Genomic DNA, 11,969 nt, shown 5'->3' on the forward strand with positions numbered 1-11,969 from the left:
CATCGTCTAGAGGCCTAGGACACCGCCCTTTCACGGCGGTAACAGGGGTTCGAATCCCCTTGGGGACGCCACTTACTTATTTTAAGTATTGTATAAAGCAGTGTGATACCAGACGTTCTATTCATGACGTTATCAAGAACAATTATATCTTGTAAATGCCGCTTAATTTATTTAATAAGCTAGTGCAGTGTTATAAGAATAAAACTACAAATTTATACCCTCATTTCACACTTCATTTTTATATCTATCTATTTACACTTCGTTACAAAACCAATCTTACAATTGTTTCATATTCCTTGTTGTACTTTTAATTAGTCTTTAAACTCATTGAGTTAATTTAAATATGGACTAAAAAATGAAACTCACAAAAATCGCACTTGCTGTTTTACTTGCATCAGGGTTAGCTGCATGTAATAGCTCAACTCAAGCTGTTGATAAAAAGATTATTACAGAAGCATCAATCCCAGGCGTTACACTTATTGAATCAGTGAAATCAAACGCAGGTGAAATCAACATACCGTATAAAAAATATAAACTAGATAACGGTTTAACTGTAATTGTGCATGAGGATCATTCAGATCCCTTAGTACACGTTGATGTAACATACCACGTTGGTTCTGCTCGCGAAGAGTTGGGTAAGTCAGGCTTTGCTCACTTTTTTGAGCATATGATGTTTCAAGGCTCAGAAAACGTTGCTGATGAGGAACATTTTAAAATAATCTCTGAAGCAGGCGGTACTTTAAATGGTACAACTAACTCAGATAGAACAAATTATTTTGAAACCGTACCTGTAAATCAATTAGAAAAAATGTTGTGGCTAGAAGCTGATCGAATGGGCTTTTTACTAGATGCTGTAACCCAAGAAAAATTTGAAGTACAACGCGAAACAGTAAAAAATGAGCGCGGCCAACGCGTTGATAATCGCCCTTATGGTCGTTTAGGTGAGCGTGTTGCTCAAGCAATGTATCCAGATGGGCATCCGTATTCTTGGCCTGTAATTGGTTTTATGGATGACCTTAACCGTGTAAATGTGAATGACTTAAAAGCATTCTTTTTAAAGTGGTATGGCCCTAATAATGCAACGCTTACCATTGGTGGCGACATCAACGCTAATGAAATACTACCACTGGTTACTAAATACTTTGCGCCAATTCCAAAAGGCCCTGCAATACCTAAAGTAGAAAAAACAGCGGTAACACTAAATGCTGATAGATATATTTCAATGGAAGATAAGGTTCACTTACCTTTATTAAGTATGAGTTTTCCAACGACTTACGCTCGCTCTGAAGATGAAGCACCGCTGGATATACTTGCAGAAATATTAGGTGGGGGGAACAATTCATTACTATACAAAAACCTAGTTAAAAACCAGCTTGCAGTTCAAGCAAGTGCAAACCATCCATGCCAAGAGTTAGCATGCTCAATTAGTCTTTATGCTTTACCTAATCCTACAGCAGGAAAAACGTTAGCTGATATGGAAAAAATTATTCGTGATTCATTTGTTGAATTTGAAGAGCGTGGTGTTACACAAGATGATTTAGATAAAGTAAAAGCTAAAATAGAATCGGGTGCAATTTTTGGTCTGCAAAGCGTATCAGGAAAAGTCTCTCAACTTGCCGCGTCAGAAACGTTTACAGGTAACCCAAACTCAGCTAAAGATGAGATTGCACGTTATAACAAAGTTACAAAAGCTGATGTTATGCGTGTTTTTAATCAATATATCAAAGGTAAATCTGCCGTTATTATGAGTGTTGTGCCAGAAGGGCAGACTCAACTTATAGCTGCCCCAGACAACTTTACTCCTAAAGCGCATGATTTTGGAGGGCCATCGACCACTTCAGCTGATGATTTAGTGGCACGAAGAGCAGTTGATACATTTGATCGAAGTGTTCATCCAGAGGCCGGTGCAAATCCTGCTGTGGATGTTCCTGCACTTTGGCAAGCTAATACTGCAAACGGTATTAAAATATTAGGTACTCAAAGCACCGAAACGCCAACGACTGCTATTTTTATTAAAGTTCCGGGTGGCTTGTATAATGAACAAGCGAGTAAAGTGGGTTTATCGTCAATGACTGCATCGCTAATGAGTGAGGCTACGCAAAACTACACCACAGAGCAAATGAGTAACGCGCTTGAAAAGTTGGGTAGTCAAGTAAGCATATACGCTGATAAAACACATACAAATGTATATGTTTCTAGCTTAACTAAAAATCTAGATGCAACATTAAAGCTTGTAGAAGAAAAGTTATTTAAACCGGCATTTAATGCAGATGACTTTGAGCGTAATAAAAAGCAAAGCATTCAAAACATCCAACATTCAATGAAAGATGCAGGTTATTTAGCCTCTAATACGTATAGCAAATTACTATACGGAAATAACATAGCTTCACTACCAAGTAGCGGTACTGTTGAAAGTATAGAAGCCATTACGCTCGATGATGTTAAAGCTTTTTATAATGCAAACTTTAAACCGCAGGGTGCCCAAGTTATTATTGTTTCTGATTTAAAAGAATCAACAATTGAACCTAAAATTAAAGCTGCCCTTACAAACTGGCAGGGCAAAGCTTCAAGCGTTGATTTAAATTTTGCTGAGCCAAAAGTACAAACAAATGTAATTTATTTAGTTGATAAGCCTGGCGCACCGCAATCAGAAATTCGTATTGGTAAGCGTGGCATGGTTGAAGATATTACCGGTGAGTTTTTTAAAGCTAACTTAATGAACTTTGCATTGGGTGGCACGTTTAACAGCCGTATCAATCTAAATTTACGCGAAGATAAAGGCTACACTTATGGTGCTCGCTCTCATTTTTGGGGTGATAAAACATCAGGTGGCTTTACAGCCTCTGCAGCGGTGAGAGCAGATTCTACTGCTGCGTCTATTACAGAGTTTACCAACGAGCTTAATAACTACGCTCAAAATGGTGTAACAGACCAAGAGCTTATGTTTATGCGCAAAGCTATTAACCAAAAAGATGCGCTTAAATACGAAACACCTAATGCAAAACTTGGCTTTTTAGCACAAATATTAGAGTTTGATTTAAAACCTAGCTTTGTAAAAGAAAGAAATGAAATTGTTAGTAATATTAGCAAAGAAGAAGTTAACGCCTTAGCTAAAAAACATTTAAACACTAAAGAGATGATTTATTTAGTTGTTGGTGATGCCAAAACCTTGCGCCCTGAGCTTGAAAAGTTAGGCATGCAGGTGATTGATTACAGTTTATAACTGTTAAAATTAATCGATTAAAAACAAAAAGCCGCTACAAGCGGCTTTTTTGTTCTATTCAGTGCCAATAAAGCTGTTAATAGCTATTATAAGTATAAACGTCCAACTCATTAGGAGGTTATATATGGCAAGTGGATGGGCACGAGAAGGTGCAGTTCAAGATCAAATAGACGCAAGTGTTAACGATGCTGTTCAGTACGCTCGCAGTAATTTGGCTTCAGGCTCAAGTGCTGAGTTGTGCGAAGAATGTGATGCTGCGATCCCTCAAGCGCGTAGATTGGCGTTACCCGGTGTTCGTTATTGTGTTGCATGCCAGCAAGCAATTGAAGGCAAGAGCGCAACAGTGGGGGCTTTTAATCGCCGAGGCAGTAAAGACAGTCAATTGCGCTAAAAAAAGGTGCTAAAAGCACCTTTTTAATTTAAACCTACTTGCTTTAATACAAATTTAAAAACGACTCATATCTTCTTTTTTCTGAATAAGCTCAATTGCATAGCCATCAGGGTCTTTTACAAAAGCAATTTCAGTAGTACCACCTTTTACAGGCCCAGGTTCACGACTAACATTGCCACCGGCAGCTTTAATATCAGCACATGTTTTGTAAATATCATCAAATTCAATGGCTATATGGCCATAAGCATTGCCTAAGTCGTAACTGTCTTGATCCCAGTTATAGGTTAGCTCTAATACCGTATTGTCTTTTTCGTCTCCGTAACCAACAAAGGCTAAGGTATAACGATATTCTTCGTTATCTGCACGGCGTAACTCTTTCATCCCAAGTACTTTGGTATAAAATTCGATTGATTTTTCTAAATCAGCAACACGTAACATAGTGTGTAATAAACGCATTTAAGCACCCTTGGATTGTCTTTAAATTTAAAAAATACTGTTACAACATGACGAAGACTGCGCAAAATAGCGCTTATTATAAAAGTAAGCTAAAACTCATTTTTATAATATATCGCATGTTTGCTTAGCAGCTACTTTGGCCATACACAGAGTAAAACACTGCAATTTGAGACTCAAAATATAATTGTGTATTCAGCGCAGGCCAGAAAATATAACAGTAGTAAGTCTTGATGCACATTCTATGGTTTTCATATAGATTTGCAATACATCTAGGTTGCACAACCTCTTAAACAATTTCACTATGGGATTTATTTAGCGTGCAGCAATCTAATTGCTCTGTTTCTACTAAGGCGCAAGCTTAGTTGAGGTATTAAAAGCAATAAAAACACCAGCCGAAGCGTAAAGTAGGTACAGGTACAGTCATAAATACAGCTATACTAGAGCAAGTATGTGCAGTGGGTACCGATTTAATAGGTACAACTGCTACGTAACCAAAATCACTCAGCAAACTTGTTAACTGTAATGTGCCAGTATTGCCCGGTGTTTTTAATACCGTGATATTATGGCGTTAAAATACGGCTTTGATGAGCAAAAACATTTTCCGCCATCTTTGTGTGATGGTATTGATTTTTTATCGGCTGTATTTTTTGCTCTGTTAGTTTTTGCCGTAACAGGCGTTGCTAAAAAGGGTGAGTAGAGCAACAAAACTGGCGAGCAATTACAGATGCTTGTATAAAAGCTTTAAAACAGTAAGGAACCTATAATGAATTATTTAGCTACAACTATTCAACCTGGCGTTATAGTTGGCGATGAAGTAAGTGCGGTATATAAGCATGCCCGAACAAATCAATATGCATTACCTGCAGTTAACGTTGTTAGTACCTCGTCTATAAATGCAACTCTTGAAGCCGCGCAAACAATGAAGTCACCGGTTATCATTCAACTTTCAAATGGTGGAGCGCAGTTTTTTTGTGGTAAGGGCTTGTCGCTACCTGAACACCAAGGGGCTGTACTTGGCGCGGTTAGTGCTGCTAAGTATGTTCACTCTGTTGCTAAGCATTATGGTGTAGCGGTTATGCTACATACCGATCATGCTTCAAAAAAATTATTACCTTGGATTGATGGTTTATTAGATGAAGGCGAGCAGCATTTTGCACTTACTGGCAAGCCGCTTTTTAGTTCGCACATGATCGATCTTTCAGAAGAATCTTTAGAAGAAAATATTGAAATATGTGAACGTTACTTAGCGCGCATGGCAAAAATAGGCATGACCCTAGAAATTGAACTAGGATGTACCGGTGGTGAAGAAGACGGGGTGGATAACTCACATCTCGATAGTTCTGCGCTTTATACCCAGCCAGAAGATGTAGCTTACGCTTACGAGCGCTTAAGTCGTATTAGTCCAAACTTTATTATAGCGGCGTCATTTGGCAATGTTCATGGGGTATATAAACCGGGTAATGTTGTGCTTACTCCTACTATATTAAAAGACTCACAGGCCTATGTAGCAAAACAATTTGGCTTAGAGCATAACGCAATCAATTTTGTGTTTCATGGCGGTAGTGGCTCTGAGTACGATAAAATTGCAGAGTCGTTAACATACGGCGTAGTAAAAATGAATATCGATACAGATACGCAGTGGGCGTGTTGGAACGGTATTTTAAACTATTACCAAGACAAACAAGCGTATTTACAAGGGCAAATTGGTAACCCAGAAGGGGACGACAAGCCTAATAAAAAATACTATGATCCTCGCGTATGGCTTCGTCATACAGAGCAGCATATGGCCGCAAGACTAGAGCAATGTTTTAACGATTTAAATTGTGTAAATCGGTACAGCTCATAAAAATAGCTTGTTAGTAAGCTAAGGTAAGTTACTCGTTATGTTAGGCTCAACAGATCTGTTGAGCCTTTTAATACTAATAACACCGTTTTCTATGGCTAAGCTATTTATTCGTTAAATAAAATACAGCTAAACATTAAAATAGTAATTCAAAAATTAACTCAATAACGCTTTATACAGCAGCAATGCCTAGCGACACAGCTGCTCAGTAAAAAGACTATGACCAAAAGACGCTTTACTTCTTAACCTTGCCTTTAAGAACATAGATCTCGCCATCGAAGCTTCCTTGAATCGTCAATCCTTGTCCCGCTAACTCTTTCAGATACTCTATATGATCTTCAGTTATATGCTGCCCCGGAACCAACAGTGGGATGCCCGGTGGATATGGCGTAACTAAACCGGCACAAATGCGGTTGTTGCTTTTGCTAATAGGCACAGATTCGCGCTCGCCATAAAAAGCATCGCTTGGAATACACGCTAGGTCGATGGCAGGTAAATTCTCCGGCAAGCGGGAGCGACGCGTCGATGTTGACAGTTTTACCTTACCGCTGTCGAGTTTTTTTAATGCATTGTACAGACGAATGATCTTCGAACGCGTACCTCCAAGCGTCAGTAAAACCAAGATAGTACTGTGAGTGTATTTTTCTATTTCTAGCCCAATTTCATCCAGCAGGAATTTATGAATATCTTTTAACGAATAAGGCAATTGACTAATATCGATGAGAATTTTTAGTGGATCATGGCCCATATTGTCTCCGCTAAAATGCGGAAATATTTCCATAAAGTCTTGCTTACCAAGCACTTTAATATGGTTGAGCGAGGCCATTTGTTGTTTAAATTCTTCCACATGTTTTAGCAAGGCATTGAGCAGCTTATAGCCTTCCATTTCTAACTGCTTTTGGCACACGTCAAGCGACGCTATAAGCTGATACTTTGGCGATGTGCTGGCGTAAATACTGTAAATTTCTCGAAAGAAATCGGCATCAAAATCTGGATCGTTAATATGAATGTAAGACGCCTGAGAAAACGCCGATACCACTTTATGCGCAGAATGGGTGATATAGTCGGCTCCAGCATGAATGGCAGAATAATAGCGTAAGCTGGGATGAAAAAGGGAGTAAGCAAACCACGCTTCGTCGATAAACACTTTAATACCATGTTGATGGGCAAACGCTACCACTTGTTTCAAATCGCTCAGTAAGCCATCGTAAGTGCAACCAGTAAGAACCAGCAATTTTGCATCGGTATTTTGCTCGATCGCCTGCTTTATATCGGCCAACGAGGGTGGCGCGAAAATCCCATATTTAGGATTTAAAATACTCGACAAATAAATAGGAAAACTAGCTGATTGCAATATGCCATAGTGCACCGATTTATGACAATTTCGGTCGATGATTACTTTATCGCCCTTGCGCAGCAGTGTCTGCAAAATGATTTTATTTGAGGTAGATGAACCGTTCGTGACGAAATAGGTATGCTTAACTTCAAACGTCGCCGCGGCTGATTCTTGAGCACGGCCAATGGTATTGGTACTGTCTGACAATGAACCTAGCGAATCGACTGAAACCGACAGGTCGCCAACAAATACATTACGGCCATAAAACTGATAAAAATCTTTGATGTAGGGAGAGTTTCTAAAGCTAGAGCCGCCACTATGGCCAGGTGTGTGCCATGAATCGTTTGCTTCGCCAACATAACGACGATATGCCGTCCAGAATGGGGTTTCTCCTCGATCATCGAAGTCGTTGATCATATAGCCTAAAATCGCTTCCGGGTCAGAAATTACCTCATCTTTAAAAAAGAAAGACTCAATTTCCTCCGACTCGTTAACTATCTCTAATCCTTTCGTGTCGTCGCCAATAACATACACAGGCAACTCGATACGGATCCCCTTTAACTGCTCGATAAAGCGACTATAAGTTCTCTCACCCTTGTTGTGTACATCCCAACTGAGAACCACGGCTTGAATATCGCCATCTTCCTCTACATATTCCAACGCTTGCTTTAAATCAAGACATTCAATTATGTCGATATGAACATCATTTCGCTCAAAGTTAGGGATCGTTTTCGACAGATTCGTTGAAAGCTCTTGCAAGATGATAGGGTCTTGCTCAATTAACAAGATACGAAGTAAAGGTAACATAGGCGTTTTCGCAATAAAATTTCATAATGTTTAGTAGCATAACTAAAGGATTGATACTTGTGAAATTAATACTTTGAAAATGCGCCAATAATTACGCAAAATCACGAATAAATAGATTTTATTTAAATTGACTTGCAAGGTATGAAAAATCAAAGGTGCCAAAGTCAGCCACCTACTTTAAAAAACAAAAAGTAATACTGGAATGCGCATTAATTATTGAGTTGAAGTAGCTCATATCTGACTTACAGCTATGAGCGAGAAGCAGACGGTCGAGTAAACTCGTTTTTGGACAAAAATGAGTTATGACGAATGCGTGCTTTGTGCCATTTGCAGACATTAGCAACGCCTGAGCTCAGGTGCATTTGAGACAACGCCTGCTTTTGCGTTAGCAAAAAAGTGGGTGGCGGATCAAATGTCATCTGCAGAGACTTTTTAGGCAGCGTTCACCGTATTCTAGGAACGAGCGTTTACGAGGCACGTGCCGAACTGGCCTTTATGACTTTTGTAAACAACAAAAAAATATTTGGATCAAACTTCGTGTCCACTTCATGCTTCAAGATATTCATAGTTTCAAGGTGCGATTTAGCCATGCGGTATGGCCTGCTAGTCGTCAGTGCATCATACGCATCAATGATCGAAAGTATTCGACTACTCAGGGGAATATCGGCACCAGCCAGTCCGTCTGGGTATCCGCTTCCATCAAATGCTTCATGATGATGTCTGACAATAGACGCGACCTCGTCTCTGTTTGTCAGGAATGTCTCACTAATTATTCTCTCACCGATAACCGAGTGAGCCTTTATCTCTTCTCTTTCATCAGGTGTGAGCTTTCCAGGCTTCGAGAGAACAGTATCACGAACTCCAATCTTACCCACGTCGTGTAATTGACTGGCAATACGCAAGTCATCTAATGAGGGGGCACTCAAATCGGCCGCACGCCCCACTTCCAACGCAAGCGCACAGACGCGGTCACAATGGCCTCTAGTATACGCATCGCGCGCGCACAATGCCGTAATGAGTGATGGGTAAGCATTTTCTTGATCTGGTGCGAGGGCAAAAGCCATTGAATATCTCTCCTTGTTCAGCAACGCCTAACAATTTAATAGTGCGCTCATCACGCATATTTTTGCTGACTTCAAGCTCATCTATCCACATTCCAACAAATAACCGAGGGTATTTCAAGATTTTAAATAAATTTAAATGTAGGATATACGCGTTGCTCGTTTGCTTGACTATATGAATAAACGACACAACTTTATCTATTAATTAGCCCTAAATTTAGCCATCCTCAATGACCGGTTATCGCTCTTTGCCGAAGTTTGGCTAAGTGCCATGAGCAGTCATTCATGATTAACTCGTTTCTGCCCCAAAGTGAGTTGCGAGCGATTGAGAACTAGCTTAGCCAAATCGTCACTTGACTTACTTTTCGTAATGTCAGTAAGGATTGAACAGGGTTGGAATAGCATAATATTGCGCAACCCCCAAGCTACTGACATAGTGAGCATCACAGTTTGAGTTAGTTAAGACCATTAGCATATTTGACTTATGGTTATAAAATGAATATAAATTCTCAATGCGTTACTATGATGTGAAATTAATTTAACGGCGCGCTATATGTATGTCAGAAAATGTCTTGAATTCAACTGCTCTTGAAGTGCTGTCAATGAAGGCTGATGAGTTTTTGATAGGTAATGATCATGAAAAGATTAAAACGTTCTTAGAACCGTTGTTAGGCGTTGATTATAAGTTTGAAAATCTCGTTGATGAAGCTCGTTTTTACTATATATTGGGTAATTGTTCAGCAGCGATTTTTAGTTACCATAAACTAGATTGGTTTTCTGATGAACTAAGTAAATCCGTTATATTTTTCAGAAAAGCTCTATACGTCATACGACAAATCAACTTTCCAACTGATGAAGAACTTTTTCTGCAAAGCTGCATTGAAACCAATTTAGGCAATAATCTAAGTTCTCAAGGTCGTGCTTTCTGCTGTATTCCATTATGGGATAATGCCTTTAATTGCATACAAAATCCTGTCTCTATAATATCTAAAGCAAACAACGAGCTTTTTCTTGCGAGTAATGTTTACGATCCTAGTCATAAGCACTACCACTACTTTACTGCATACCTACTCATAAATTTAGGTCTTGAAAGCCTTGAGCAGCTCCATCCTGAGCAAATAATTGCTTATTCAGAAAACAGCAATTTTATGAATTTTAAAGCATGGTTTGAAGATACTTTTAAACCAGAAGATTTTGACTATTTTGAGTCATTTGAAGAGGAAGTTGAGACAAGAAAGCAGGGGGAATATTTAAAGTGGTGTGGAGATAACAGGCTTTTTATAAATGATTTAAATGACGTTTGCGTATCTGAAATTGTCTATCAAGACATTATGACTCTCCCCTCTTTTTCTCAACAAATAAACTTCGTTTTATCGATGCATGAAGAGCTTATGTATCATGGAAACTTCGATGAATTAAAGAACGATTTTTGCTATGCGCGTTATCTAATTTTTTCGGCTAGAAACATACCTAGTGACCATACACATTTCTTCAACAAAACATATCCTCACGTTGATGATATGTCACACTCCATTACCAACCTAAAAGCTAGTCATTATAAAAGCGCGTTCAGAACGCTTTACTCGCTATTTGATAAAATTGCTTACTTTATCAATCGCTTTTTTGATCTGAATGATATCAAGTATGATCATAAAATCAGCTTTGACAGTATTTTTAGTGAGCTGAAAGGAAGTAAGAGCTGGAAACCACACAGTAAGCTTAAAGACAGTCAGAATTGCTTTATCCATGCCTTATTCTACATCCTGAAAGACATTCGAGATGTGAAAGATTCGACTTCTGTCAGTCGGTGGCTTGATCCTGATGCAAAGGCGTTTTCTGAAATTAGAAATGCTATAGAGCATCGTTCTTTAAAGATTGTTGATGATTTTGGTTATACCCTAACTCAATCAGGTAAAGCTTTTAAGCAATCACAGCTTGAAAAGCTTAATGGTGATATAGGTGACTTTGAAGAACAACTTCAAGAGCTGTATGGTGAAATTGCTTCGGCGAAAAAGGCTCATAATATAACTCTTAAAGCCGAACTAGAGACCAAAAAAAAATTACTTGATGAAGGTTTGCGTCAAGCACAGTCAAAAATTTATGAGCACCAAAAGCTTTCAAGTCATTCTGTGCTGATAAAAGAGAGCGAATTTGAATCAAGGCTCATGACGCTGATAAAGCTCGCTCGAAATTCGATTATGTACCTTTCACTAGCAATTCATGTAGAAGAGAAAAATAAGCCAGATAATGGTGCAGTGATGATGCCTATCGAAGTACCTTTGAAGTAGAGCATTGTATCCTATAAATATTTTTTTAGGAAAGTATGGCTGAATCATTTCTTGAATCGCCATCGACTCAGTAGACACATGTGAGCTTTTTTTCACAACTTATCCTAAGCCACTTTTGCCCAAATCCTAATCAGTAATACATCCACTATCCTCATAGTGACTTTTAAATAGGAGGTCACTATGAAACCAGAACTAAATCACAATGCTACTAGTGTGAAACGTCCTTTCAAGCTTGAAGAGATTTGGCGTATTCGCACTCGAATTGAAATTCAAAATAACTTGATGCAATTAGCTTTACTTAATTTGGCTATAGATAGCAAGCTAAGATCATGTGACTTACTCTCTTTAAAAGTTCGAGACGTCACTACTCTCGATCAAGTATTTGAAAGGGTTCAATTAACGCAGAAGAAAACTGGGATCGAAGTTCAATTTGAGATAACTCCGAGAACACAACAAAGTATTATCCATTGGATTCAAGAAGTTAAATGTAAGCGCGCAATTAAACCCACATACCAATATTAATGCTACCTATGCATAATTTACTCAGCATATTAACCTGAGGTA

At 38.8% G+C, this 11,969-nt stretch carries 8 protein-coding genes, 1 tRNA gene and 1 pseudogene; 7 read left to right on the top strand and 3 right to left on the bottom strand.

Annotation, left to right across the window (positions count from 1 at the left end):
• Position 1: 1 nt before the first annotated feature.
• The 3 genes from AAEY55_RS17500 (at position 2) to AAEY55_RS17510 (ending at position 3,614) form a co-directional block, all read left to right on the top strand.
• Positions 2 to 71 (top strand) — tRNA-Glu (locus tag AAEY55_RS17500).
• Between the two features lie 284 nt (positions 72 to 355).
• Positions 356 to 3,223 carry a pitrilysin family protein gene (locus AAEY55_RS17505; RefSeq protein ID WP_011327775.1) on the top strand — a complete coding sequence of 956 codons (2,868 nt, stop codon included), beginning with the start codon at positions 356 to 358 and terminating at the stop codon, positions 3,221 to 3,223.
• Positions 3,224 to 3,347: 124 nt separating this feature from the next.
• Positions 3,348 to 3,614 (top strand): DksA/TraR family C4-type zinc finger protein, encoded by a 267-nt coding sequence (locus AAEY55_RS17510; protein WP_089367986.1) that lies wholly within the window; start codon positions 3,348 to 3,350, stop codon positions 3,612 to 3,614.
• 54 nt (positions 3,615 to 3,668) lie between these two features.
• Here the strand turns inward: AAEY55_RS17510 and gloA are convergent, their stop codons facing one another.
• Positions 3,669 to 4,070 carry a lactoylglutathione lyase gene (gloA, locus tag AAEY55_RS17515; protein ID WP_011327777.1) on the bottom strand — a complete coding sequence of 134 codons (402 nt, stop codon included), beginning with the start codon at positions 4,068 to 4,070 and terminating at the stop codon, positions 3,669 to 3,671.
• A gap of 562 nt (positions 4,071 to 4,632) precedes the next feature.
• On the opposite strand from gloA, the gene AAEY55_RS17520 reads away from it, so the two are divergent.
• Positions 4,633 to 4,767, top strand: a complete 135-nt coding sequence (locus AAEY55_RS17520) for a hypothetical protein (protein ID WP_011327778.1) — start codon at positions 4,633 to 4,635, stop codon at positions 4,765 to 4,767.
• 66 nt (positions 4,768 to 4,833) lie between these two features.
• Positions 4,834 to 5,916 (top strand): class II fructose-bisphosphate aldolase, encoded by a 1,083-nt coding sequence (fbaA, locus tag AAEY55_RS17525; protein ID WP_011327779.1) that lies wholly within the window; start codon positions 4,834 to 4,836, stop codon positions 5,914 to 5,916.
• Between the two features lie 232 nt (positions 5,917 to 6,148).
• On the opposite strand, the gene AAEY55_RS17530 is transcribed toward fbaA, so the two are convergent.
• Positions 6,149 to 8,056 (bottom strand): aminotransferase class V-fold PLP-dependent enzyme, encoded by a 1,908-nt coding sequence (locus tag AAEY55_RS17530; protein ID WP_089367987.1) that lies wholly within the window; start codon positions 8,054 to 8,056, stop codon positions 6,149 to 6,151.
• A 467-nt stretch (positions 8,057 to 8,523) separates the two neighbouring features.
• Positions 8,524 to 9,120 carry an HD-GYP domain-containing protein gene (locus tag AAEY55_RS17535; RefSeq protein WP_004589546.1) on the bottom strand — a complete coding sequence of 199 codons (597 nt, stop codon included), beginning with the start codon at positions 9,118 to 9,120 and terminating at the stop codon, positions 8,524 to 8,526.
• 554 nt (positions 9,121 to 9,674) lie between these two features.
• Here AAEY55_RS17535 and AAEY55_RS17540 point away from each other — a divergent pair.
• Both AAEY55_RS17540 and AAEY55_RS17545 read left to right on the top strand, forming a co-directional pair.
• A complete protein-coding gene (locus AAEY55_RS17540; RefSeq protein WP_089367992.1) occupies positions 9,675 to 11,405 on the top strand; it encodes an LA2681 family HEPN domain-containing protein in 1,731 nt (576 codons plus the stop codon).
• Between the two features lie 180 nt (positions 11,406 to 11,585).
• Positions 11,586 to 11,885 (top strand): annotated as a pseudogene (locus AAEY55_RS17545) (integrase); the annotation flags it as partial.
• Between the last annotated feature and the right edge of the window lie 84 nt (positions 11,886 to 11,969).

This window comes from Pseudoalteromonas sp. 120-MNA-CIBAN-0494 (genome assembly GCF_040308885.1).
GTDB lineage: Bacteria > Pseudomonadota > Gammaproteobacteria > Enterobacterales > Alteromonadaceae > Pseudoalteromonas > Pseudoalteromonas nigrifaciens.

Excerpts from the sequence above, each read along its gene's own strand:
- AAEY55_RS17505 (WP_011327775.1), top strand. The coding sequence starts at position 356 with ATGAAACTCACAAAAATCGCACTTGCTGTTTTACTTGCATCAGGGTTA.
- AAEY55_RS17510 (WP_089367986.1), top strand. The coding sequence starts at position 3,348 with ATGGCAAGTGGATGGGCACGAGAAGGTGCAGTTCAAGATCAAATAGAC.
- gloA (WP_011327777.1), bottom strand. The coding sequence starts at position 4,070 with ATGCGTTTATTACACACTATGTTACGTGTTGCTGATTTAGAAAAATCA.
- AAEY55_RS17520 (WP_011327778.1), top strand. The coding sequence starts at position 4,633 with ATGGCGTTAAAATACGGCTTTGATGAGCAAAAACATTTTCCGCCATCT.
- fbaA (WP_011327779.1), top strand. The coding sequence starts at position 4,834 with ATGAATTATTTAGCTACAACTATTCAACCTGGCGTTATAGTTGGCGAT.
- AAEY55_RS17530 (WP_089367987.1), bottom strand. The coding sequence starts at position 8,056 with ATGTTACCTTTACTTCGTATCTTGTTAATTGAGCAAGACCCTATCATC.
- AAEY55_RS17535 (WP_004589546.1), bottom strand. The coding sequence starts at position 9,120 with ATGGCTTTTGCCCTCGCACCAGATCAAGAAAATGCTTACCCATCACTC.
- AAEY55_RS17540 (WP_089367992.1), top strand. The coding sequence starts at position 9,675 with ATGTCAGAAAATGTCTTGAATTCAACTGCTCTTGAAGTGCTGTCAATG.